23 protein-coding genes and 1 tRNA gene are annotated in these 23,788 nt (G+C 70.3%); 12 read left to right on the top strand and 12 right to left on the bottom strand.

The genetic code is table 11. From position 1 onward, the window contains the following. Nucleotides 1-80: 80 nt before the first annotated feature. The gene (locus ASF96_RS07690; protein ID WP_055937812.1) at nucleotides 81-1,874 is read left to right on the top strand and encodes an ABC-F family ATP-binding cassette domain-containing protein; all 1,794 of its coding nucleotides are present in this window, start codon (nucleotides 81-83) and stop codon (nucleotides 1,872-1,874) included. 46 nt (nucleotides 1,875-1,920) lie between these two features. Here ASF96_RS07690 and ASF96_RS07685 read toward each other — a convergent pair whose 3' ends face one another. Together ASF96_RS07685 and ASF96_RS07680 are read right to left on the bottom strand one after the other, a co-directional pair. Next, entirely contained in the window at nucleotides 1,921-2,433 is a 513-nt protein-coding gene (locus tag ASF96_RS07685) for a hypothetical protein (protein WP_055937809.1), read from the bottom strand. Further along, complete coding sequence (locus tag ASF96_RS07680; RefSeq protein WP_181016034.1) at nucleotides 2,430-2,882, bottom strand: MarR family winged helix-turn-helix transcriptional regulator; 453 nt, start codon at nucleotides 2,880-2,882, stop codon at nucleotides 2,430-2,432. Before ASF96_RS07680 ends, ASF96_RS07685 begins: the two co-directional genes overlap by 4 nt. Before the next feature lie 139 nt (nucleotides 2,883-3,021). On the opposite strand from ASF96_RS07680, the gene ASF96_RS07675 reads away from it, so the two are divergent. From ASF96_RS07675 to ASF96_RS07645, 7 genes are all read left to right on the top strand, one after another. Then, a tRNA-Gln gene (locus ASF96_RS07675) sits at nucleotides 3,022-3,093 on the top strand. A 1-nt stretch (nucleotide 3,094) separates the two neighbouring features. Then, the gene (gene glmU / locus ASF96_RS07670; RefSeq protein ID WP_055937806.1) at nucleotides 3,095-4,543 is read left to right on the top strand and encodes a bifunctional UDP-N-acetylglucosamine diphosphorylase/glucosamine-1-phosphate N-acetyltransferase GlmU; all 1,449 of its coding nucleotides are present in this window, start codon (nucleotides 3,095-3,097) and stop codon (nucleotides 4,541-4,543) included. Next, nucleotides 4,533-5,567: a ribose-phosphate diphosphokinase gene (locus tag ASF96_RS07665; protein ID WP_055839665.1), complete on the top strand. Its 1,035-nt coding sequence runs from the start codon at nucleotides 4,533-4,535 to the stop codon at nucleotides 5,565-5,567. The genes glmU and ASF96_RS07665 overlap by 11 nt, the downstream gene beginning before the upstream one ends. Before the next feature lie 154 nt (nucleotides 5,568-5,721). Next, complete coding sequence (locus ASF96_RS07660; protein ID WP_055839661.1) at nucleotides 5,722-6,216, top strand: FMN-binding protein; 495 nt, start codon at nucleotides 5,722-5,724, stop codon at nucleotides 6,214-6,216. Nucleotides 6,217-6,221: 5 nt separating this feature from the next. Further along, nucleotides 6,222-7,100: an FAD:protein FMN transferase gene (locus tag ASF96_RS07655; RefSeq protein ID WP_055937803.1), complete on the top strand. Its 879-nt coding sequence runs from the start codon at nucleotides 6,222-6,224 to the stop codon at nucleotides 7,098-7,100. Then, on the top strand, nucleotides 7,097-8,650 hold the full coding sequence (locus tag ASF96_RS07650) for an FAD-dependent oxidoreductase (protein ID WP_055937800.1): 1,554 nt from the start codon (nucleotides 7,097-7,099) through the stop codon (nucleotides 8,648-8,650). Before ASF96_RS07655 ends, ASF96_RS07650 begins: the two co-directional genes overlap by 4 nt. Before the next feature lie 78 nt (nucleotides 8,651-8,728). After that, complete coding sequence (locus ASF96_RS07645) at nucleotides 8,729-9,205, top strand: NUDIX domain-containing protein (protein ID WP_055939301.1); 477 nt, start codon at nucleotides 8,729-8,731, stop codon at nucleotides 9,203-9,205. Between the two features lie 10 nt (nucleotides 9,206-9,215). On the opposite strand, the gene ASF96_RS07640 is transcribed toward ASF96_RS07645, so the two are convergent. From ASF96_RS07640 to ASF96_RS07615, 6 genes are all read right to left on the bottom strand, one after another. Next, nucleotides 9,216-10,745 (bottom strand): sensor histidine kinase, encoded by a 1,530-nt coding sequence (locus tag ASF96_RS07640; protein WP_327037384.1) that lies wholly within the window; start codon nucleotides 10,743-10,745, stop codon nucleotides 9,216-9,218. Beyond that, a complete protein-coding gene (locus ASF96_RS07635) occupies nucleotides 10,742-11,476 on the bottom strand; it encodes a response regulator transcription factor (RefSeq protein WP_055839647.1) in 735 nt (244 codons plus the stop codon). The genes ASF96_RS07640 and ASF96_RS07635 overlap by 4 nt, the downstream gene beginning before the upstream one ends. A 5-nt stretch (nucleotides 11,477-11,481) precedes the next feature. Further along, nucleotides 11,482-11,907, bottom strand: coding sequence for a VanZ family protein (locus ASF96_RS07630; protein ID WP_055937797.1), 426 nt, complete (start codon nucleotides 11,905-11,907; stop codon nucleotides 11,482-11,484). A 50-nt stretch (nucleotides 11,908-11,957) separates the two neighbouring features. Then, the gene (gene gndA / locus ASF96_RS07625) at nucleotides 11,958-13,553 is read right to left on the bottom strand and encodes an NADP-dependent phosphogluconate dehydrogenase (RefSeq protein WP_055937794.1); all 1,596 of its coding nucleotides are present in this window, start codon (nucleotides 13,551-13,553) and stop codon (nucleotides 11,958-11,960) included. Nucleotides 13,554-13,641: 88 nt separating this feature from the next. Further along, nucleotides 13,642-14,124 carry a gluconokinase gene (locus tag ASF96_RS07620; RefSeq protein WP_055939295.1) on the bottom strand — a complete coding sequence of 161 codons (483 nt, stop codon included), beginning with the start codon at nucleotides 14,122-14,124 and terminating at the stop codon, nucleotides 13,642-13,644. 109 nt (nucleotides 14,125-14,233) lie between these two features. Then, complete coding sequence (locus ASF96_RS07615; protein WP_055937792.1) at nucleotides 14,234-15,637, bottom strand: GntP family permease; 1,404 nt, start codon at nucleotides 15,635-15,637, stop codon at nucleotides 14,234-14,236. A gap of 128 nt (nucleotides 15,638-15,765) precedes the next feature. On the opposite strand from ASF96_RS07615, the gene ASF96_RS07610 reads away from it, so the two are divergent. Beyond that, nucleotides 15,766-16,476, top strand: coding sequence for a FadR/GntR family transcriptional regulator (locus ASF96_RS07610; protein WP_055839637.1), 711 nt, complete (start codon nucleotides 15,766-15,768; stop codon nucleotides 16,474-16,476). Between the two features lie 6 nt (nucleotides 16,477-16,482). Here the strand turns inward: ASF96_RS07610 and ASF96_RS17525 are convergent, their stop codons facing one another. Continuing rightward, the gene (locus ASF96_RS17525) at nucleotides 16,483-16,608 is read right to left on the bottom strand and encodes a hypothetical protein (RefSeq protein ID WP_268768484.1); all 126 of its coding nucleotides are present in this window, start codon (nucleotides 16,606-16,608) and stop codon (nucleotides 16,483-16,485) included. Nucleotides 16,609-17,002: 394 nt separating this feature from the next. On the opposite strand from ASF96_RS17525, the gene ASF96_RS07605 reads away from it, so the two are divergent. Next, nucleotides 17,003-17,629 carry a 50S ribosomal protein L25/general stress protein Ctc gene (locus tag ASF96_RS07605; protein ID WP_055839634.1) on the top strand — a complete coding sequence of 209 codons (627 nt, stop codon included), beginning with the start codon at nucleotides 17,003-17,005 and terminating at the stop codon, nucleotides 17,627-17,629. A gap of 107 nt (nucleotides 17,630-17,736) precedes the next feature. Then, nucleotides 17,737-18,321, top strand: a complete 585-nt coding sequence (gene pth / locus ASF96_RS07600; RefSeq protein WP_055839631.1) for an aminoacyl-tRNA hydrolase — start codon at nucleotides 17,737-17,739, stop codon at nucleotides 18,319-18,321. A 72-nt stretch (nucleotides 18,322-18,393) separates the two neighbouring features. On the opposite strand, the gene ASF96_RS07595 is transcribed toward pth, so the two are convergent. Next, complete coding sequence (locus tag ASF96_RS07595; protein WP_055839628.1) at nucleotides 18,394-18,903, bottom strand: hypothetical protein; 510 nt, start codon at nucleotides 18,901-18,903, stop codon at nucleotides 18,394-18,396. A gap of 114 nt (nucleotides 18,904-19,017) precedes the next feature. Further along, on the bottom strand, nucleotides 19,018-19,500 hold the full coding sequence (locus tag ASF96_RS07590; protein WP_055937790.1) for a hypothetical protein: 483 nt from the start codon (nucleotides 19,498-19,500) through the stop codon (nucleotides 19,018-19,020). Nucleotides 19,501-19,617: 117 nt separating this feature from the next. On the opposite strand from ASF96_RS07590, the gene mfd reads away from it, so the two are divergent. Further along, nucleotides 19,618-23,205 carry a transcription-repair coupling factor gene (gene mfd / locus ASF96_RS07585; RefSeq protein WP_055937787.1) on the top strand — a complete coding sequence of 1,196 codons (3,588 nt, stop codon included), beginning with the start codon at nucleotides 19,618-19,620 and terminating at the stop codon, nucleotides 23,203-23,205. Between the two features lie 397 nt (nucleotides 23,206-23,602). Here mfd and ASF96_RS17385 read toward each other — a convergent pair. Then, nucleotides 23,603-23,788, bottom strand: a 186-nt coding sequence (locus tag ASF96_RS17385) for a hypothetical protein (RefSeq protein ID WP_235560550.1), incomplete at its 5' end; no start/stop codon positions are given.

Here is a 23,788-nt window from a genome sequence, read left to right as displayed (position 1 = left end):
GCCGTCCCCACTCGGGGGCGGCCTCCGTCGTTCCTCGCGCAGAGCGCGCGAGCCCGCGCACCGCGTAGCCTGGGACGGATATGGCACATCTGCTCGGGGGCGAAGCCCTGCACCTGGAATACCCGACCAAGGTCGTCTTCGACTCCGTCTCGCTCGGCGTCAACGAGGGCGACCGCATCGGCATCGTCGGTCGCAACGGCGACGGCAAGTCGAGCCTGCTCGGTATGCTCGCCGGCATCCGTGAGCCCGACGGCGGGCGCGTGACGGTGCGCGGCGGTGTGACCGTCGGCGTGCTCGATCAACAGGACACCCTCGACGACGACGAGACCATCGGCCACGCGGTCGTCGGCGAGCGCGCCGAGCACGAGTGGGCGGGCGATGCGCGCACGCGCGACGTCATCGCCGGACTCCTGGGCGACCTGCCGTGGGACGCGCGCCTCGGCGACCTCTCGGGCGGGCAGCGCCGTCGCGTGGCACTGGCCCAGCTGCTGTCGGGCGACTGGGACGTGCTCTTCCTCGACGAGCCGACGAACCACCTCGACGTCGAGGCCATCACCTGGCTGGCCGGGCACCTCCGGCGGCGGTGGGCGCCCTCGGCCGGCGGCCTGCTCGTCGTGACGCACGATCGGTGGTTCCTCGACGAGATCTGCACCGCCACCTGGGAGGTGCACGATCGCCTGGTCGAGCCCTTCGAGGGCGGGTACGCGGCCTACATCCTTCAGCGCGTCGAGCGCGACCGCCAGGCCGCGACGATCGAACAGCGTCGGCAGAACCTCGCGCGCAAAGAGCTCGCGTGGCTGCGCCGCGGTGCCCCCGCGCGCACGTCGAAGCCGAAGTTCCGCATCGATGCGGCCAACGAGCTCATCGCCGACGTGCCCGAGATCCGCGACCGCGTCGCGCTGCAGTCCCTCGCCGTCGCGCGCCTCGGCAAAGACGTCGTCGACCTTCTCGATGTCGGGGTGACGTACGGCGACCACACCGTACTGAAAGACATCGAGTGGCGCATCGCACCGGGGGAGCGCACCGGCATCCTGGGCGTCAACGGCGCCGGCAAGTCGACGCTGCTGAACCTGGTGACCGGCTCGCTCGAACCCACGAGCGGACGCGTGAAGCGCGGCAAGACCGTCAAGGTCGCCACCCTCACCCAGCGCCTCGACGAGCTCGAGCAGCACATGAACGATCCCGTCCGCGTGGTGATCGCGAATCTGCGCACGACGTACTCGTTCGGTACGGGCTCGAAGGCGAAGGAGCTCACCCCCGGAGAACTCCTCGAGCGCCTCGGCTTCTCGAGCGCCCAGCTCTCGACGCCCGTGAAAGACCTCTCGGGTGGTCAGAAGCGGCGCCTGCAGCTCCTGCTCGTCATCCTCGACCAGCCGAACGTGCTGATCCTCGACGAGCCCACCAACGACCTCGACACCGACATGCTCGCGGCCATGGAAGACCTGCTCGACTCCTGGTCGGGCACGCTCATCGTGGTCTCGCACGACCGCTACTTCCTCGAGCGGGTCACCGATCAGCAGTTCGCGGTCCTCGACGCCAAGCTCCGCCACCTTCCCGGGGGCGTCGACGAATACTTGCGGCTGCGCGCGCTCCAGGATGCCGAGCCCTCGCGGTCCGCGGCATCCGGCACCGTGGCGACGGCTCCGGGGCTGCAGGGCGCCGAGCTGCGCGCCGCGCAGAAAGAGGCCTCGGCCACCGAACGACGCATCGAGAAGCTGCAGCAGCAGATCGACAAGGCGAAGGCTGCTCTGGCCGACCACGACCAGGGCGACTACGTGGGCCTCGGTACGGAGATGCAGCGCATCTCGCAGCTCGAGAGCGAGCGCGACCAGCTCGAGATGACGTGGTTCGAGCTCACCGAAGCCATCGGCTGACTCCGGCCACCGGTCCCGCCACGTGCCGCGCGCGGCGGCGCGGGACTCAGTGGATGACGAGCTCGAGCAGCACGATGAAGATGCCGAGGCACGCCGTGGCGAAGCCCCCGAGCAGGCGGCCGAGCAGACCCGCGCCTCGGCGCCGGTAGGCGCTGTACCCGAGGAGCGCGAGCACGAGGAACGTGGTCCACCCGCAGAGCTCGGCCGCGTCGCTGACCGAGACGCCGGTGGCGCCGGCCCACACGAGCACGAGCATCGCGGGCACCGACGCGTAGAGCATGCCCGCGCCGTGACGCATGCCCTCGCGTGTGGCGTGGCGCAGGCCGTGCGTGGCGTGCTCGGTGAGCGTGTGCGCGAAGACGTGGGCGATGAAGAACACGAACAGCGAGCCCGTCGACGTCAGCAGCACCTCCCACACCGATTCGGCGTGGTCGTCGGCGATGGTGACGAAGGCGGCGAACACGATCAAGCCGTAGATGGCGGCGGGGGAGCGGAAGCGCACGTCGAACCACGCCTTCAGGCGCGTCCACGCCGACGGCGCCTCGACCGGGGCGCTCATGCGTCGAACCCCAGGCTGAGCTTGCGCAGCAGCGTCGCGAGGCGATCGCGGTCGCCGCGCGAGAGTCCCTCGAGCAGCAGGGCCTCGGCATCGACGAGCCGGGTGATCGCGGCATCCACGCGTACGCGTCCGTCTTCGGTCAGGGTCACCAGGATGCTCCGTCCGTCCTGCGGATCGGCCTCGCGGCGCACGAAACGGCGGGCGACGAGTCGGTCGATGCGATTGGTCATGGTGCCGCTCGAGACCAGGGTCTGCTGCAGCAATTGCTTGGGGCTCAGTTGATACGGCTCGCCGGCACGGCGCAACGCCGACAGCACGTCCCACTCCCATGACTCGATGTCGCTGCGCCGGAACGCCTCTTTGCGGGCGATGTCCAGGTGACGCGACAAGCGGGCGACGCGCGAGAGCACCTCGAGGGGGGAGAAATCGAGGTCGGGGCGCTGATGCATCCACGCATCGACGATGCGGTCGACCTCGTCGCTGTCCCGGCTCACCGTCTCATTATGTCGAGAGCCCGTCGCGGTCGCGTCGCGCCGCCCGTGCGAGACGGCGTCGTCTGGCAGACTTGACCGGTGCCCGCGGGCACGGTCCGCTGTGGTGTAACGGCAGCACGACAGCCTTTGGAGCTGTTAGGTCCAGGTTCGAATCCTGGCGGCGGAGCATGACATCACCGACCGAGCTCGCCGTCGTCGTCCTCGCCGCGGGTCAAGGTACCCGCATGCGGTCGCGCACCCCCAAGGTGCTGCATCCCGTCGGTGGTCGTCCGCTCGTCGGTCACGTGCTCGACACCGCGGCCTCCCTCGACCCGGCGCGCATCGTCGTGGTCGTGCGCCACGAGCGGCAGCTGGTCGCCGACACCGTCGCCGAGCTCGCCCCGGGTGTCGTCGTCGTCGACCAAGACGAGGTCCCGGGCACCGGCCGCGCGGTCGAGGCCGCGCTGGAGGCGCTCGGCGGGTTCGAGGGCGACGTGCTCGTGCTGAGCGCCGACGTGCCGCTGCTCGAGACCGGAACGCTCACCGAGCTGCTCGCCACTCACCGCACGGGAGGATCGGCGGTCACGCTCCTCAGCGCCCGCGTCGACCAGCCGTTCGGCTACGGCCGCATCATCCGCGACGACGCCGACGGCGTCCGCCGCATCGTCGAGCAGAAAGACGCCACGGCCGACGAGGCCGCGGTCACCGAGATCAACGTGGGCGTCTACGTCTTCCAGGCAGCGCCCCTGCGCGCGCAGTTGGCGCTCGTGGGGACCGCGAACGCCCAGGGCGAGAAGTACCTCACCGACGTGATCGGGCTCCTCCGCGACGCGCAGCTCGGGGTCGCGGCATCCGTCACCCCCGATGCCTCCGCGGCCCTCGGCGTCAACGACCGCGTGCAGCTGTCGGAGGCGGGGCGCACCCTCAACGCCCGCACCGTGCGCCGGTGGCAGCTCGAGGGCGTCACCGTCGTCGACCCGGCCACGACCTGGATCGACGTCACCGCGACGCTGGCCCCCGACGTCACGATCCTGCCCAACACGCACGTGCGCGGTGCCACCGTGATCGCCTCGGGCGCCACGATCGGACCCGACACCACCCTCGTCGACTGCGAGGTGGGCGAAGACGCCACCATCACGCGCACAGACGGAACGCTCGCGGTCGTCGAAGCGGGAGCCACCGTCGGCCCCTTCGCCTACCTGCGCGCGAATGCCCGCGTCGGCGTGAACGGCAAGGTCGGCACGTTCGTCGAGGTGAAGAACTCCTCCATCGGCGAGGGCAGCAAGGTGCCCCACCTGTCGTACATCGGCGACACCGACATCGGTCGCGGGGTCAACCTCGGCGCGGGAGCGATCACCGCGAACTACGACGATCTCACCAAGCACCGCACCGTGATCGGCGACGAGGTGCACAGCGGCTCGCACAACGTCTTCGTCGCGCCGGTTACGATTGGAGACGGCGCCAAGACGGGCGCCGGCGCCGTCATCCGCAAGGACGTCCCCGCCGGTGCGCTGGCGCTCAGCGTGGCACCCCAGCGCAACATCGAGGGGTGGGTCGAGAACAACCGACCGGGCACTGCGGCGGCCGACGTGGCCGCGCGGGCCCGGGCTGAACAGGAAGCGGCCGATGGCTCGTAAGAAGAATCGTGTAGATCTCGACCGCGACAACGGCATCGCCCCCGGCCTCGTCGCCAAGACGAAGAAGCGACTGGTCGTCGCATCCGGACGCTCGCACCTCGACCTCGCCGCACAGGTCACCCATCACCTGGGCACCGAACTGGCCCCCACCGAGCACCGCACCTTCGCCTCGGGCGAGATCTACACCCGCTTCGAGGTGTCGATCCGCGGGTGCGACGTCTTCGTCATCCAGTCCTTCGGGCCGCCGGTCAACGAGTGGCTCATGGAGCTGCTCATCATGCTCGACGCGCTCAAGCGCGCCTCGGCCAAGCGCATCACGGTCGTGGCTCCGTACTTCCCGTACTCGCGGCAAGACAAGAAGGGCCGCGGCCGTGAGCCGATCAGCGCCCGTCTCGTCGCCGACCTGCTGAAGACGGCCGGTGCCGACCGCATCATGAGCGTCGACCTGCACGCGGCGCAGATCCAGGGCTTCTTCGACGGCCCCGTCGACCACCTCTTCGCCAAGCCCGTGCTGCTCGAGCACTTCCAGCACACGCTCACCGGCGAAGACCGCGAGACCCTCACGGTCGTCTCGCCCGACATGGGCCGCGTGCGCGTGGCCGACACCTGGTCCGACAGCCTGGGCGCGCCGCTCGCGATCATCCACAAGCGCCGTGACCCGAAGGTCGCCAACCAGGTCTCGGTGCACGAGATCGTCGGTGACGTGAACGGCCGCACCTGCCTGCTGGTCGACGACATGATCGACACCGGCGGCACGATCCAGAAGGCCGCGCAGGCGCTCAAGGCCGCTGGTGCCCGCAAGGTCATCGTCGCCGCCACCCACGCGATCTTCAGTGACCCGGCCACCGAGCGACTGCAGGATGCCGCGATCGACGAGGTCGTCGTCACCGACACCGTCCCGCTGCCGCCCGAGCGCCGCTTCGACCGGCTCACTGTGCTGCCGATCGCGCCGCTGCTGGCCCGCGCGATCCACGAGGTCTTCGAGGACGGCTCGGTCACGAGCATGTTCGGCGGCGACGCGTAAGCGACCGTTCGAAAACCCCCGCCTGCGGTTCGAGGCGGGGGTTTTCGCGTCCTCGTTCACAGCCCGCACAAAGGTGTGAACCGGAACGCCACCAAGGTCGTGTCCCTACCGTGAGAACGAACGCGCCGCGAGGCACGACCGAAGGAGGACCCTCATGATCCGCACCACAGCCGTACCCCGTCCCGTCCGCATCGGCACCGCCCTGCTGGGCGTCGCCGGAATCGTCACCCTCGCCGGGTGCTCCGGCGGTACCACCACCACCGATGCCGCGGCCCCCGCCGAGACCAGCGCCGCGAGTGCTGCTCCCAGCGCCACCGCGAGCGCCGCCGCCGGCGGCTCGACGGCCGCGGGGACCTACACGGACGGCACGTACGAGGCCACCGGCCAGTACGCCACCCCCGAGAGCGTCGAGACCGTCGACGTCACCCTCGTCCTCGCCGGTGACACCGTCACCGACGTCACGGTGACGGGCGACCCGCAGGCGGCCGAATCGCAGCGCTACCAGGGCGAGTTCATCGGCGGGATCAAGGACGAGGTCGTCGGCAAGAAGCTCGACGAGATCTCGGTGAGCAAGGTGGCCGGTTCGTCGCTGACCAGCGGCGGATTCATGAAGGCCGTCGACACCATCAAGACCGAGGCGAAGGCCTGACCCTCGTGTCCACTCCGACCGCGACGGGCTCGACCTGGGTCTTTGACGCGATCGGCACGTCGTGGGCGATCGAGACGGCACACCCCCTGCCCTCGATCGCCCGCGACGCGGTGTCGGCCGTCGTCGAGCGTTTCGACCGGGAGTGGTCGCGATTCCGCGACGACTCGCTGGTGTCGGCCCTCGCCGAGGGCCGGGCGGCATCCGTGCCCGCCCCCGACGACGCGCACGCCATGCTCTCGATGTACGACGAGCTCGACGCCGCGACGGCCGGGGCGGTCAACCCGCTGGTCGGCGACTCGCTGGCCCGTCTGGGCTACGACGCGCGACTCACGCTCGCCCCCCGGGGTGAGCCGCAGCCCGCACCGTCGTGGCGCGACACCCTGACGTGGGGGAGAGATCAGCTCGCCCTGGGCACACCCGCGACGATCGACGTCGGTGCCCTCGGCAAGGGTCGGCTGGTCGACCTCGTGCACGAGACCGTGCGTCGTCACGTCGACGGCGACGTCGTGGTCGACGGCTCGGGAGACCTGGCCGTGAGCGGGGCCCCGATCCGCGTCGCCCTCGAGCACCCCTACGATTCGACGCGCGCGATCGGCGTGGCCACCGTGGTCGACGGCGCGCTGTGCGCCTCGGCGATCAACCGACGCGCGTGGGGAGACGGGCTCCATCACGTCCTCGACGCCCGCACGGGAGCGCCCGTGCGCGCCTTCGCGGCGACCTGGGCGCTCGCCGACACCGCGATGCGGGCCGACGCCCTCGCGACGGCACTGTTCTTCGACGGCGGGCCCGAGCTCGCCGCCACCTGGAAGGCGCACTGGGTGCGCATGCGTACCGACGGCCGCGTGGAGTGGTCGCCCGGATTCGACGGAGAGGTCTTCTCGTGACCACCACCCTCACCGCGGGTTCCACCCGCGTGCTCGGCCTGATCGGCCGGGTCTCGATGTACCGGCTCGTGATGTTCTCACTGGGCCTTCTGGCGCTGATCGCGCTCGTGCTGTCGTTCGCCGGCCAGGTCGGTCCGCAGCCGCTCGAGATCGTCGTCAGCGCGGTGGTCCTCGCGCTCGCGTGCGCCTTCACCGATCTCGCGGCGCAGAGCCTGCTCCGGATGCCGCGCCGGCTCGAGTCCTCGCTGATCACCGCCGCGATCCTGCTGTTCGTGCTGCGACCGACGCTGGAGCCGATCGGCCTCGCCGGTCTCGTGCTCGCGGGTGTCGTGGCATCCGCATCGAAGTACCTGCTCGCCTGGCGCGGTCGCCACATCTTCAACCCGGCCGCCACGGGAGCCGCCGTGCTGACCATCGTCAGCATCTGGGCGCCCGATCTGGGCTCCTCCGCCTGGTGGGTCGGCTCGCCGTGGATGGCGGCCCCCGTTCTCGTGCTGGGCGTCCTGCTGCTGGTGCGCACCGACAAGCTCCCCGTGGTCGTGACCTTCTGGCTCGTGGCCATGACGGTCGCTTTCGTGCGCACGACGGTGCAGTTCCAGTCGGCGGGATTCCCCGTCGATGTGCCGGCCGTGCTGCTTCAGGTCGCGTTCTCGTCGCCGTTCCTGTTCCTGGGGGCCTTCATGCTCTCGGAGCCCCTGACGCTGCCCCCGCGCCGCGCGCAGCAGTACGTCGTGGCGGTCGTGGTCGGCGTGCTGGCCGGCTGGCCGCTGGCGGTCGGCGCGATCACGCTCGGTCAGGAGCGCGCCCTGCTGATCGGAAACCTCGTGGCGTTCCTGTTCTGCCTGCGTGCCGCGGTGCGACTTCGGGTGGAGCGGCGGCGGGACCTCACTCCCACCGTGCGCGAACTGACGTTCCAGGCGGCGCGACCCTTCTCGTTCTCGCCCGGGCAGTACCTCGAGCTCGACGTGCCCCACCGTCGCCCCGACGGGCGCGGAACGCGCCGAGAGTTCTCGATCGCGTCGGCCCCCGAAGACCTGCCCGAGGTGCGCATCGCCTTCAAGGACGGTTCGCAGTCGTCGTACAAGAAGGCCCTCGCCGCGGTCGAGCCCGGCGGAACGCTCGCGGTGACCGGCGTGTGGGGCGACTTCGTGCTCCCCGCGCGCCCCACGGCGCCCGTGCTGATGGTGGCGGCCGGCATCGGTGTGACCCCGTTCGTGTCGCAGTTGCGGCACCTCGCCGCCACGGGTCAGCGTCGCGACGCGGTGCTCGCCTATGTCGTGTCGGGGTCGGACGAGCTCGCGTTCCGCGACGACATCGTCGCCAGCGGCATCCCGGTCGTGGTGTTCTCGCCCGACGAGCCGGTCGATCTGCCGACTGGGTGGGTCTGGGCGGGACCCGATCGGGTGGATGCCGAGGGGCTTCTGCGCGCCGTTCCCGACCTCGCGCAGCGTGCGGCCTACGTGTCGGGCCCGCCGCGATTGATCGCGGCTCTCGCACCCGCCCTGGGGAAGGCGAAGTCGCTCACGACCGACGCGTTCGCGGGGTACTGAGCGGCCGAGGTGGCGTATGCGGCGGCGGGCGGCGGGGGATCGACCGGCCGTCCGCCGGGCTCGGTCTACAGTGAACGCGTGCCCACTCCCGACTTCGTCCTCGAGCTGCGCCGCCACGTCGGCACCATGCCCCTGCCGCTCGTCGGCGTCACCGCGGTGATCGTCCGCGGCGACGACGTCTTGCTCGGCCGCCGCAGCGACTCGGGCCGGCTCACCCCGATCACCGGCATCGTCGACCCGGGCGAGGAGCCGGCCGACGCCGCGGCGCGCGAGGCCGAAGAAGAGGCCGGGGTGCGCATCGACGTCGACCGACTGGTCTGGGTGCACCAGATCCCGCGCGTGACGTACGACAACGGCGATCAGAGCGACTACCTCGACCTGGTCTTCGCCTGCACGTGGCGCTCGGGCGAGCCGGTGCCGGTCGACGGCGAGATGACCGAGGTCGGTTGGTTCGCCTTCGACGAGGTCGACGCCCTCCTCGACGCCGAGATGGCCGGGCGCGTGCGCGCCGCCCGCCAGACCGGCCCCGCGCGTTTCGAGCGCCGCGCCGACTGAGCGCGTCGGCTCACACGGGGTCGGCGGGCTTCGCGGGCAGGCGCACCTCGAAGGTCGTGTCGCCGGGCGTGCTCCGCACGCCGATCGTGCCGTTGTGCGCCTCGACGATCGCTCGGGCGATCGAGAGCCCCAGACCCGTCCCGCCGGTCTTGCGGTCGCGGGAGCGATCTCCGCGGGCGAAGCGCTCGAACAACTGCGCGGCGACCGAGGGATCGATGCCCGGGCCGTCGTCGTGCACGCGCAGTACGGCTTCGTCGCCCTCGTGGGCGACCGAGACCGAAACCACGGTGCCCGCCGGCGTGTGCGTGCGGGCGTTGGCGAGGAGGTTCGCGACGACCTGGTGCAGACGCGAGGAGTCGCCGGCGAGCTCGACCGGTTGGTCGGGCACGTCGATGGTCCAGGCGTGGTCGGGTCCGGCGGGACGCGCGTCGCCGACGGCCTCCACCGCGAGGCGGGTGAGGTCGACCGACCCGTAGACGAGCTCCTGGCCCTCGTCGAGGCGCGCCAGCAGCAGCAGGTCTTCGACGAGCGTCGTCATGCGCAGCGACTGCGCCTGGATGCGTTCGAGCGACTGCTCGGTGGTCTCGACGGCCAGCTCGATGCGTTGGCGGCTCTCGTCGTCGTGCGCTTGGCGCATGGCTCGCAGCGACAACTCCGAGAACCCGCGGATGGATGCCAGGGGCGTGCGCAGTTCGTGACTGGCATCCGCCACGAATCGGCGCATGAGCTCCTCATTGCGCTGGCGAGCCGTCAGCGAGGCGTCGACGGTGTCGAGGAGGGAGTTGAGGGCGAGGCCGACCTGACCGATCTCGGTGTGCTCGTCGACCTGGTCGGCGGGGACGCGCTCGGTGATCGACACGTCGCCCTGGTCCATGCGCAACGAGGCGACGCGGGTGGCGGTCTCGGCGACGGCGCGTAGCGGCTTGAGCCCCAGGCGGATGACGATGGCGATGACGACGGCGAGCAGCAGCAGGCCGCCGGCGGTCACGAGGGCGACGGTGGTGAGGATGGCCCCGATGTAGCCCGTGACGTTGGACAGGGGGAGCCCGACCAAGAAGGCGACCCCGCCGGGTGAGCTGTAGGAGCGCACGAGGTACTCGCCGAGGTTGGGCAGGTTCACCGTCTGCGCGGCGGGGTCGGTGGAGCGCAGGCTGTCGGCGATCTGCCCGAGGTCGTCGGTGGTCAGGGCCCGCGCGCCGCCCTCGCTGACCACGGCGCCGGTGAGGGCGTTGCGCGAGTTCATCACGAGCAGGGTGCCCGGGTCGCGGGGGCCCGCCTCGAGCACTTCTTCGGCCGTGCTCTGGAATCCGATCTGCGACTGCACCGACGAGGCGGCGTCGGTGACCGAGGCGTCGAGGTTGTAGAAGAGGATCTGGCTCAGGATCGCGCTGGTCGAGATGCCGATCATCACGAGGATGAAGGCCACCATGCCGATGACCGCCGTCATCAGGCGCGCCTGCAGGGTCCAGGGCCGGCGCAGGCGCGTGAACCTCTCACCCGCGGTCGCGGCGGGCGGCGCCGGCCGCGGGGGAATGCTCACTGGGGGGCTTTGATCATGTAGCCGACGCCGCGCACGGTGTGGATGAGCGGCTCATGGCCGGCGTCGATCTTCTTGCGCAGGTACGAGATGTACAGCTCCACGACGCTGGAGCGTCCGCCGAAGTCGTAGTTCCAGACGCGGTCGAGGATCTGCGCCTTCGACACCACCCGCCGCTGATTGCGCATGAGGAAGCGCAGCAGCTCGAACTCGGTCGCCGTCAGCTCGATCTCGTGGCCCCCGCGCACGACCTCGTGGCTGTCTTCGTTGAGCGACAGGTCGCCGACGCGCAGGATGGGCTCGGAGTCGCGGGTGAGTGCGGTGCCCGCGCGCCGCATGAGGCCCCGGAGCCGCGCCACGACCTCTTCGAGGCTGAACGGCTTGGTGACGTAGTCGTCGCCGCCCGCGGTGAGGCCGGCGACGCGGTCGGCCACCGCGTCCTTCGCGGTGAGGAAGAGCACGGGCACGTCGTTGCCCGAGTGACGCAGTCGCTGCAACACCGCCATGCCGTCGAGGTCGGGCATCATGATGTCGAGCACCATGGCATCGGGCTCGAAATCGCGGGCGGCCGACAGGGCGTCGAAGCCCGACCCGGCGGTGCGCACCTCCCAGCCCTCCATGCGCAGGGCCATCGAGAGCAGATCGGTGAGCATCTGCTCGTCGTCGACGACGAGCACCCGCAGGGCGCTCCCGTCGGGGCGGGTGAAGGCGGGGGCGGGGGCGGTCGCGGTCATGGAACTCATTGTGCTCGCGTATCTATGAGCTTTCTATGGCGTGGGTTATGGGAATCCTGAGAGCCGGGCAGCAGGCGCCTGAGAAGGACCAGCGCGACCACGCCGAAACCGGCCCCGAGGGTGTTCGCGACGACGTCGCGCGCATCGGCGACGCGCGTGGGAAGGAACACCAGCTGGGTGGTCTCGATCGCGATGCTCAGCAGCAGAGCGATCAGTAGGCCGTGCCACCAGCGCCCGCCCCAGCCGAGCACGAGCAGGCCCAGGGGGACGAACATCGCCACGTTCGAGGCGCACTCCACCACGTCGAACGTGACCCACGCGGTGGGCGGCCACGCCTCCAGCGCCCGCAGGACGGCGGTGAGGATGCCGCCCACACCGGCGTCGTAGATCGAGGGGCGCAGCGTCATCCACCAGAGACCGAACGCGTACAACGCCGAAGCGGCGACGAGCAGTGCTCGCCGCCGCTTCGAGAGGGCCTTGATCAGTGGGTGTCCTCGGCTTCGATCTCGGTGCGGTCGCCCGACCAGAGGGTGTGGAACGTGCCCTCTTTGTCGATGCGGCGGTACGTGTGCGCCCCGAAGAAGTCGCGCTGACCCTGGATGAGGGCGGCGGGCAGACGCTCGGCGCGCAGGCCGTCGTAGTACGCCAGCGACGAGCTGAACGCGGGGGCCGGGATGCCGCTGTCGGCCGACAGCGAGACGATGTGACGCCATGCGTCCTGCGCGCGGCCCAGGGCCTCGACGAAGTACGGAGCGGTCAGCAGCACGGGCAGCTCGGGGGCGGCGTCGTAGGCCTCGGCGATGCGGTTGAGGAACTGCGCGCGGATGATGCAGCCGCCGCGCCACAGCTTCGACACGGCACCCAGGTCGATGTTCCAGTCGTACTGGGCGGCACCGGCGCGGATCTCGTCGAAGCCCTGGCTGTACGCCACGATCTTCGAGGCGTACAGCGCCAGGCGCACCTGCTCGATGAACGCGTCGGCGTCGGCGCCCGCGAGCACGTCCGTGCCCGAGGGGCCGGGGAGCTCGCGCGAGACCTCGCGCTGCTCGGGGTGGCTCGACAGCGACCGGGCGAAGGTGGCCTCGGCGATGCCCGAGACGGGGACGCCCAGGTCGAGGGCGGTCTGCACCGTCCAGGCGCCGGTGCCCTTGGCGCCGGCCTGGTCGAGGATGACGTCGACCAGGGGCTTGCCGGTGTCGGCGTCGGTCTGGCGCAGGACCTCGGCGGTGATCTCGATGAGGTACGACTCGAGCTCCCCGCGGTTCCACTCGGCGAACACGTCGGCGATCTCGGCCGGGCTCTTGCCGGTGGCGCGACGGATGAGGTCGTACGCCTCGGCGATGAGCTGCATGTCGGCGTACTCGATGCCGTTGTGCACCATCTTCACGAAGTGGCCCGCGCCGTCGTGGCCGACGTGCGCCACGCACGGCTCGCCCTCGGCGACCGCGGCGATGGACTTCAGAATGGGGCCGAGGGTGGCCCAGGCCTCGTCGGAGCCGCCGGGCATGATCGAGGGGCCGAGCAGCGCGCCCTCTTCTCCGCCCGAGACGCCCATCCCGACGTAGTTGATGCCCGTGTCGCGCACGGCCTTCTCGCGGCGGATCGTGTCGGTGAACAGGGCGTTGCCCCCGTCGACGATGATGTCGCCCGGCTCGAACACCTTCACCAGCTCGTCGATGACGAAGTCGGTGGGGCGGCCGGCCTTGACCATGATGATCGCCGTGCGCGGAACCGACAGCGACGCCGCGAAGTCGGCGTACGAGAACGAGGGCACGAATTCGGCCTCGGGGTGCGCCTCGACGAGGTGCTCGGTCTTGTCGGCGCTGCGGTTGAACACCGCGACCGTGTTGCCCTCGCGGCTGGCGAGGTTGCGCGCGAGGTTCGAGCCCATCACGGCCAGGCCCACGACGCCGATGTTGGCGCGGCCGTCGCCCTCGCCCTGGGGGTGGGAGTCGGCCTCGACGGTGGGGCGGTCCACCTCTTCGATGCCGGGCGCACCCTCGTGCACCTGGGCGGCTTCGTGAGGGGCCTGATCCTGGTCGGTCGAAGGTCCGGTCGGGGAGGGGGTCGACGTCATTCGTTGCTCCGTATTCGGGTGCGAGAAAGGGGTGGGCGAGCGCACGCGGGCTGCCGCTGCCACTGTATCGGCTCGACCCGCGTGTCTCTCAGGGGGTGGCGAGGCGGAGCAGGGCGATGGCTTCGTCGACCTGCTCCTGGGGCGTCATGTCGAGGTCGATGCGGATCGCCTGCTCGTCGGCATCCGGGATCTCGAGGGTCTCGAACTGCGACGTCAGCAGCGACGGCGGCATGTAGTGGCCCTGGCGGCGCAGGAGACGTTCGAGCACGAGCTTCGGGTCGCCCATCAGCAGCACGAACGACACCTGCTCGCGCCGCAGCACGTCGCGGTAGCTGCGCTTGAGCGCCGAGCACGTGATGACACCGGGGCGTCCGGCGGCGATCTGCCCGTCGATCCAGCCGGCGACCCTGTCGAGCCAGGGCCAACGGTCGTCGTCGTTCAACGCGTGACCGGCAGCCATCTTGGCGACGTTCTCCTGCGGGTGCAGGTCGTCGCCCTCTTGGAAGTCCCAACCGAGGCGACCGGCGAGCATGCCGGCGACCGTGGACTTGCCGGTTCCAGCGGGTCCCATGAACACGAGCACGGGGGGAGCGGATGCCGACGACGCGGCGGCCCGTTCGGGGTCGACGTGTGCGGCAGAGGACGGTGTGGAGGTCATCTCGGGGTTCCCTTCGCTCGGGTCAGACGAACACGCTGATCACGAGGACGCCGGCCAGGCCCGTGACCGAGATCACGCACTCCAGCACGGTCCATGTTTTCAGGGTCATCGGGATGTCGAGACCGAAGTACTCCTTGATGAGCCAGAATCCGGCGTCGTTGACGTGGCTGAGGAACACCGATCCCGCCCCGATCGCCAGCACGAGCAGCGCGGTCATGGGGGCGTCGAGGGTCTCGGTGAGCGGCTGGAGGATGCCGGCGGCGGTGATGGTCGCCACCGTCGCCGAGCCGGTCGCCACGCGGATGACCACGGCGACGAGCCAGGCGAGCAGCAGGACCGACACGCTGGAACCGGCGACGAGGTCGGCGATCACCTTGCCGATGCCCGTGTCGACGAGGACCTGCTTGAAGCCTCCACCGGCGCCGACGATGAGGAGGATGCCGGCGATCGGACCGAGAGAGGAGCCGACGACGGTCGTGAGGCGGGCGCGATCGAAGCCGGCGCCGCGGCCGAGGACGACGAAGCCGACGAGCACGGCGAGCAGCAGCGCGATGACCGGCAGGCCCAGGAAGTCGATGACGACCTTCCACGCGTCGGTCGAGCCCGGCGCGACGATGTCGGCGACGGCCTTCAGCAGCATGAGGAAGACGGGCAGCAGGATGCTGGCGAGGGTGGCGGCGAACGAGGGGCGCCGCGCGGGCTCGTCCCCCTTCTCCTCGGCCGAGATGAAGAGGTCGGGGACGGGCACCGGGGCCCAACGGGCGGCGAGGGGCGCGAAGAGGGGACCGGCGATGATGACGGCGGGGATCGCCACGATGACGCCGAAGAAGAGGGTGAGACCGAGGTTGGCGCCGAGCGCGTCGATCGCGGCGAGGGGGCCGGGGTGCGGGGGCACGAGGCCGTGCATCGCCGACAGGCCGGCGAGGGTGGGGATCGCGATCTTCATCAGGGCGACACCCGAGCGGCGGGCCACGAGGATGATCACGGGAACCAGCAGCACGAGGCCGACCTCGAAGAACATCGGCAGTCCGATGATCGCGCCGATGAGCCCCATGACCCACGGCAGGCTGCGCGGGGAGGCGCGGGCGACGAGGGTGTCGACGATGCGGTCCGCTCCTCCGGAGTCGGCCAGGAGCTTGCCGTAGATGGCGCCGAGGGCGACGAGGATTCCGACCCCGCCCATGGTGGATCCGAAGCCTCCGGTGAAGCTCGTCACGGTGGTGGGGATCGCCATGCCGGCCACGACACCGGTGGTCAGGGCGCCGATGGTGAGAGCGAGGAAGGGGTGCAGCTTGCCCCACGTGATCAGCACCACGATGAGCGCGACGCCCACGAGAGCGGCGGTGATGAGCTGCCCGGCGGGCGCGGCGGGACCGCTGTCGGCGGCGGCGAGCACGAGCGCGGGGGAGAGGGATGTGATGGCCATGAGCGTCCTTGGTCCGGCGGGCGGCAGCGATGCCGCAGGTCTATTTGTCGTACATAAAAGCACAGGATGACGAATTCTGCACGACAAATGTGTCGGTCAGTCCGGATGACGTCTGTCATCATCGGGGGATGACGATGGACCGTCCGCCCGTGCCGACCCTGCACGACGCACTCGTGGACCGCGTCGGCTCCGCCATCGTGCGCGGCGAGATCGCCGCGGGGTCCCGCCTGGTCACGGGCGAACTCGCCGAGGGGTCGTCACGCGGGGCCGGACGCGAGGCGGTGCGCGTGCTGCAGTCGCTGGGGCTGGTGCGGGTGCGACGCAAGACCGGCGTCGAGGTGCTGCCGGCGACGGACTGGAACGTCTACGCCCCGGAGATCATCGCCTGGCGACTCGCCGGACCCGGTCGCGACGCGCACCTGCGCGAACTCGGTGAGCTGCGCGCGGCCATCGAGCCGCTCGCGGCGCACGGGGCGGCGGTCCACGCCGACGACGCGCAGCGTCGGGAGCTCGTCTCCGCCGTCATGGAGATGGCGCGTACCGAGAACCACGCCGACGGCGGGGAGTACCTCGCGGCCGACGTGCGGTTCCACCGGACGCTGCTCTCCGCTTCGGGCAACGCGATGTTCGCCGCGCTGGGCACGGTCGTCGAATCCGTGCTCGTCGGGCGCACGCTGCACGAACTCATGCCGCACGACGCCAACCCGCACGCGGTGCGCTGGCATCAGGACGTGGCGTTCGCCGTGACCGCCGGGCGCGCCGATGAGGCCGCCGACGCGATGCGGTGGATCGTCCGCGAAGCGGACGACGCCATGCGGGGCGTGGCCCGAGAGGACTGAACGGCGTCAGTGCTTCTTGTACGCCGCCGAGCGGCCCAGGGTGAAGAGGGCGCCGACCGTGCCGACCAGGCCGATCGCGGCGATGCCGCCGATGACCCAGAGCACGACGTGAGAGAAGAAGCCGCTGTCCATGATGATCCTCCGGGTCGATTGGCCTCTCGACTCTACCGTCGTGCCCACCGAACCGACGCCGTGCGCCTCCGCGGCTCCGCACCCCCGGCGGTGCCGCACGCATCGGTGAGGGTGGTCGGGGTGGTGGCCGCGGGAGCTCGTCGAGCCCGGAACGGGCGTCGAGGAGGCCCACCTCCGGGCGGGTCGTGCCGACGGTCGCGCGCTGGTAGACTTCCGGGGAACTTCGGCGAGGGAATGCCGCGCACCGTCAGGTGCACGCGGCATCCGTGATCGACGCGGTGATGCAGGCTTCCGGCTTTCCTCACGCGATCGCGTTCGAGTCGAATCCAGACCACACACGCGCGGACCCGGTCCGCTCACAAGCTGCGGGACACGTACCCGCGAGGAGAACATCATGTCGGAAGACAACAAGGTCGTCGCGGAACTCCGCGAGAACTTCGGCAAGGGCTTCGCCCGTCGCCTCCGCGCCGCGGGCAAGATCCCGGCCGTCATCTACGGTCACGGCACCGAGCCCCAGCACGTCGCGCTGCCCGGCCACCAGGTCGCGCTGCTCATCCGTCGCGCCAACGCGCTGCTCGACCTCGACATCGCCGGCAAGGGCCAGCTCGTCCTCGTCAAGGACGTGCAGAAGGACCCCGTGCGTCAGATCATCGAGCACATCGACCTGATCGTGATCAACAAGGGCGAGAAGGTCCAGGTCGACGTGCCCGTCACGGTCGTCGGCGAGCCCTTCTCCGGCACGGTCGCCAACCTCGAGAACACCACGGTGTCGCTCGAAGTCGAGGCCACCCACATCCCCCAGAACATCGAGGTCTCGGTCGAGGGCGCCGAGGACGGCACGCAGATCACCGCCGCCGACCTGACCCTCCCCGCCGGCGCGGTTCTGGTGACCGAGCCCGACACGCTGATCATCGGCGTCTCGGTCCCCCTCGACACGCTCGCTGCCGACGAAGAGATCGCCGAAGCCGACGCAGAGGTCGCCGAGGAGCAGTCCGAAGAGGCCGAGGGCGACCAGAACTGATCTCCGGCGGGCCGCGTCACGGCCTGCCGACCACGAGGGGGCGCGTTTTCGCGCCCCCTCGTTTTCTCTGTGCGGGGTCCGAGCGCGGACCCGGAAGGATGGATGCCATGGCAGACACCTGGCTGATCGTCGGTCTCGGCAACCCCGGCCCGCGGTACGAGGCGACCCGGCACAACATCGGTCAGATGGTCATGGATGAGCTGGCATCCCGCCGCCGCGAGGCTTTCCGCGCGCACAAGGCGAACGCGCGCGTCGTCGAGACCTGGCTGCGGCCGGGCGCGGCGAAGCTCGTGCTGGCCAAGCCCAACAGCTTCATGAACGTCTCGGGCGGGCCGGTGGCCGGCCTCGCCCGGTTCTACGGCACCGAGCCCGAGCGCGTGGTCGTCGTGCACGACGAGCTCGACATCCCCTACGACACGATCAAGCTGAAGACCGGCGGGGGCCACGGCGGCCATAACGGGGTGCGCGATATCGCGAAGGCACTGGCGACGCCCGAGTTCCCCCGGGTGCGAGTGGGCATCGGCCGGCCGGTGGGGCGGCAGGATCCCGCGGACTGGGTGCTCGATCCCTTCAGCGCGACCGAGCGTCAGACGCTCCCCATCCTCGTGTCCGATGCGGCGGACGCGGTGGAGATGCTCGTCGACGAGGGCCTGGTGGCCGCGCAGCAGCGCTTCCACGCCCCCCGCAGCTGACACCGCGACCCGCGCGGGTTCGAACGACGACGGCCCCGGTCTCGAGAGATCGGGGCCGTCGATGTGTCGGTGTCACATGCTGGGCGCCACTCCCAGGCCGACCCCGCCCACGAAGGCGACGATGACGGCGATGCCGCCGAGCACGGCGATGACCACGGCGGCGATTCCCCAGCCGCGTCCGCGGTTCTTGACCGCCGCGACGATGCCCTGGATGAAGCCCCAGAGGCCGAAGATGCCGTAGACCGCGAAGGCCGTCACGCTGAGGACGGCGATCAGGATGGCGGTCTGTTCGGTACCGGGCGGGAGGGTGCTCGGGTCGATCTCGCCGCTGGCGTCGGCGTACTGCGCCAGGGAACCGCTCTGCAGGCCCGCGATGAGGGCGCAGACGATGCCGACGACCACGCCGACCATCGACGCGAGGAACGCGATGAGGCCCAGGGTTCGCGAACCCTTCGCCCCTCGGGACGACGGCGGGGGAGCGTAGGCCGGTGCGGCGGGTGCGCCGTACGCGGGCTCCGCGGCGCCGGCGCGCGCGACGGGCGGGTCGTAGGGCTCGGGGGGCGGTGGGGTGACGCTGCTCACGGTGTCCTCCTCAGGTCGGAGACGGGCCGGATCCGCCCGTCGCTCCAGTGTAGGAACGACGGCGGGGTGACCGCCCGGGCTGGACGCGCCGCGCCGGAGCACGGTAGCGCGGGCTCAGACGACCGAGCCCCCGCCCGCCGGCATCGTCGCGACTCCACCGATGCCGGCGATCACGATGAACGCCGCGAACAGAAGGGGGCCGAGCACCGACACCACGATCGCCCCGATGCCGGCGCCGCGACCCGCGTCGCGGGCCGTGGCCACCACGCCCAGCACGAAGGCGATGAGGCCGATGACGGTGGCCGTCCAGAACGTGACCTCCGCGGCGAGGACCAGGTCGCGTACGGGCGAGAACACCCGCCAGTCGACCGTCGTCGAGTTCAGGAGGTCGGGGCCGACGCCCCGGGCGATGCGGAAGGCGAGGAACCCTCCGACGGCGGATGCCAGCACCGTGGCGATGAGCGACAGCAGCAGCGCCCAGGTTCCCAGGGGGCGTCCTCGACGTGCGACGGGCGGGGGAGTCAGCAGCGTGCCGGCCGGGGGCGCGACGTGCGGTGCGGCGAAGACCGGGCCGTTCGGGGCGCTCGGAGAGGACATGCGGCCACTCTACGAGAACGCCCGAGCGGACGGCGAGCCGGATCCGGGTGTCGATCACGGGCGACCACGACTGTCCAGCCGGGTCCGATGTCGGTACCCCCGCGTAGACTTCTGCGAGTGACAGTTCCCGGGATCGTGCGCGCCCTCGAGCAGGCTGAGTCGTACCGTGAGGCCGCTTCTGCGGCCTCCGCCGACCTGTCTCTCTCCCTCGTCGACGGACTCGACGCCCCCGTCATCGCGGGCCTCGTCGAACGACGCCGGGCGGCGGGTGAGCCGGGTGCCGTCCTCGTGATCACCCCGACCGGCCGACGCGCCGAGTCGCTCGGTCCGGCTCTCGAGGCCGTCCTTCCGGGTGCGCAGGTGCTCCATTTCCCCGCGTGGGAGACGCTGCCGCACGAGCGGCTCAGCCCGAGCCCCGAGACGGTCGGACGCCGCCTCGATGTGCTGCGGCGGATCGCGGCGTGGGATGGGCGGGCACCCCTCGTCGTCACGGCCTCGGTGCGCAGCGCCCTGCAGCCGCTGGCCCCCGGCCTCGGCGACATCGAGCCGATCGAACTCGTCGTGGGCGGACGCGGTCACGAGCTCGAGTCCGTCATCATGCGCCTGGTCGAGCTGGCCTACCACCGCGTCGACATGGTCTCGCGGCGCGGCGAGTTCGCCGTGCGCGGAGGCATCCTCGACGTGTTCCCCACCGTGGCCGACCACCCCTTCCGCGTCGAGTTCTTCGGCGACGAGGTCGATCAGATCCGGGCCTTCTCGGTCGCCGACCAGCGCTCTCTGCCGGGAGACGTGGCATCCGTGTCGCTCAACCCCAGCCGCGAACTCCTTCTCACCGCCGAGGTACGCTCCCGTGCCGCCGACCTGCGCGACGGCTACCCGGGTCTGCGTCAGCTGCTCGAGAAGATGGCCGAGGGCATCCCCGCAGAGGGCATGGAGTCCCTCATCCCGGTGCTGGTCGACGACCTCGTCACCCTCGTCCACTACCTCCCGGGCGGCAGTGCGGTGGCGCTGGTCGACCCCGAGCGCTCGACGGCGCGTGCCACCACGCTGGGTGACACCAACCGCGAGTTCCTCGAGGCCGCGTGGTCGGCGGCGACCGCCGGCGCCGACACCCCCGTCGACCTCGACTCGGGCGACTTCGTCACCCTGCACGACCTGCACGAGATCTCGAGCGGACGTGGCGGCGTGTGGTGGCAGCTGAGCGCGTTCGACTCGGGCGCAGCGGATGCCGAAGACGAGGGCCTCGTGGTCGGTGAGGAGTCCGCGTACCGGGTGAAGGCCGATCCCGTCCCCTCGTACCAGGGCAATGTCGACGGCGCGACGTCGCACGTCGGACAGCTCTTGGCCGACGGGTGGTCCGTGGTGGTCACCGCGTCGGGCCCCGGCATGGTCGATCGAGCGCGCGACGTGCTGGCCGAGCGCGGCATCGCGGCGCGACGCGTCGACGAGGTGCGCACGCCCCCCGAGCCGGGGGTCGCGCACGTCGTGTGCGCACCGCTGGAACGCGGATTCCACCTGCCCGAGGCGAAGTTCGCCGTCATCACCGAGACCGAGTTCTACGGTCGTTCGGTCAGCGGCGACAACCGCGGCCCGAAGAAGCTGGCGTCGCGCCGCCGCAACGTCGTCGACCCGCTGCAGCTGAAGCCGGGCGACGTGGTGGTGCACGCGACCCACGGCATCGGCAAGTTCCTCGAACTCACGCAGCGCGAGGTGTCGAGCGGCGGGCGCAACGCGGTCAAGACGACCAAGGAGTACCTCGTCCTGGAGTACGCCCCGGCCAAGCGCGGGTACCCGGGCGACAAGCTCTTCGTCCCCACCGACCAGCTCGACCTGCTGTCGAAGTACGTCGGCGGCGAGGCGCCCACGCTGTCGAAGATGGGCGGAGGCGACTGGGCCGCGGCGAAGGGGCGGGCACGCAAGGCGGTCCGTGACATCGCGGTCGAACTGGTGAAGCTGTATTCGGCGCGCATGGCGTCGAAGGGGTACGCCTTCGGACCCGACACCCCCTGGCAACGCGAGCTCGAAGAGGCCTTCCCGTTCGCCGAGACCCTCGACCAGCTGCAGACGATCGACGAGATCAAGGCCGACATGGAGAAGCCGATCCCCATGGATCGCCTGCTGTCGGGCGACGTGGGTTTCGGTAAGACCGAGGTCGCCGTGCGCGCCGCCTTCAAGGCGATCCAGGACGGCAAGCAGGTCGCCATGCTCGTGCCGACGACGCTGCTGGTCAAACAGCACCTCGAGACCTTCGCGGAGCGCTTCGCGGGCTTCCCGGTCACGGTTAGGCCGTTGTCGCGCTTCCAGAGCGACAAAGAGGCGAAGGCGACGCTGGCGGGGATCACCGACGGCACCGTCGACATGGTCATCGGAACGCACCGCATCCTCACCGAGAAGGTGCACTTCAAAGACCTCGGTCTCATGATCATCGACGAGGAGCAGCGGTTCGGCGTCGAGCACAAGGACTCTCTCAAGAAGCTCAAGACGAACGTCGACATCCTGGCCATGAGCGCCACGCCCATTCCGCGCACGCTCGAGATGGCGGTCACCGGCATTCGCGAGATGTCGACGCTGGCGACTCCGCCCGAGGACCGGCATCCGATCCTGTCGTACGTGGGTCCGCGTAACGACAAGCAGGTGGCGGCTGCCATCCGCCGCGAACTCCTGCGCGAGGGACAGATCTTCTACGTGCACAACCGCGTGTCGTCCATCCAGCGGGTCGCCGCTCATCTCTCCGAACTCGTCCCCGAGGCGCGCGTCGTGGTCGCGCACGGGCAGATGGGGGAGCACGCCCTCGAGCAGGTCGTCGACGACTTCTGGGAGCGCCGGGCCGACGTGCTCGTCTCGACGACGATCATCGAGACCGGCCTCGACATCTCGAACGCCAACACGATCATCATCGACCGGGCCGACAAGTACGGACTCTCGCAGTTGCACCAGCTGCGCGGACGCGTGGGCCGTGGGCGCGATCGTGCCTACGCGTACTTCCTGTACGACGAGATGAAGCCGCTCTCCGAGACGGCGGCCGACCGTCTCGAGACCATTGCCGTCAACAACGACCTGGGCAGCGGCATGCAGGTCGCCTTGAAAGACCTCGAGCTGCGCGGCGCGGGAAACCTGCTCGGTGCCGAGCAGGCCGGGCACATCGCCGGCGTCGGGTTCGATCTGTACCTGCGCATGATCGGCGAGGCCGTGTCGACGTTCCGCGGCGAAGACGTCGACGGCCCCACCGAGCTCCGTCTGGAGCTGCCGATCGACGCGCGTCTGCCGGAGTTCTACATCGACAGTGAGCGGTTGCGCCTCGAGGCGTACCAGAAGCTGTCGGCGGCGGCATCCGCCACGGCCAAGAACGACGCCATCGACCTGGTGGTCGAGGAGCTCCGCGACCGGTACGGCGAGCCACCGGCCGAGGTCGAGGGGCTCATCGCCGTCGCTCGACTTCGCCGGCGGGCCGCGCAGGCGGGTCTCGCCGACGTGGTCGCGATGGGGTCGAACCTGCGGGTCGCACCGGCGAACCTCGCCGACTCCATGCGGGTGCGCCTCCAGCGCCTGTACCCCAAGGCGAAGCTCGTCGCGGGGGGAGACGCCATGGTGGTTCCGCTTCCACAGGATGCCGATGATGCGAACCTCCTCGCGTGGGTGCGTCAGTTGCTCGACGCCCTCTGGCCGCTGCCGGTCGACAAGGCCTCCGAGCCCGCGTCGGTCTGATCGGATGAGACCCGCACCCGTGACGGGGCGGGTCTCCGGGGGAGCGGCGAATCCCGCGACATTCCGGTGATCCGGCGCCGTGACACGCCCGGGATGTGGCTGGATTCGCCGAGTCGGTGTCCCGCGCGTAACCTTTTACTTGTTCGCCCCACAGGGGAGAGCGGCTCGGCCGAAAGGCCCCGCATCCTCTCAAGTGGTGAACCACCCAGAACACACACCGAATGGTGTAACGTTCTGGTCTGGCCTTCGGCCCGCTTCTCACGACGTTGATCTTCTACAGGTCCCACGGTGAGAGACAAGGGGTCGTGGGTCGTAGGCGTGAATTGCCTCACGGGTAGGTCGAGAGATTGTTTCTGTGGGTGCGTCCGTTCCTTGAGAACTCAACAGCGTGCACTTGTCAAATGCCAATTCTATCCTCGTTGGTCTTCGGATCGCGAGAATTCCTTTGGATCAAAGTCCAATCCTCTTTTTGGGGGTTGGCATCTGGATAGTCAGTTTTGACTTCCTGTTTGGTCAGATTGAACTCGCTTGCCTTGACCTTATTCCGGTTGGGTGGGCATTTTTCTCCATCGCCGCGGCCGCC

The sequence above is a fragment of the Microbacterium sp. Leaf179 genome, assembly GCF_001423785.1.
Taxonomy (GTDB): Bacteria; Actinomycetota; Actinomycetes; order Actinomycetales; family Microbacteriaceae; genus Microbacterium.
This window is presented reverse-complemented; position numbering and strand designations above follow the sequence as displayed.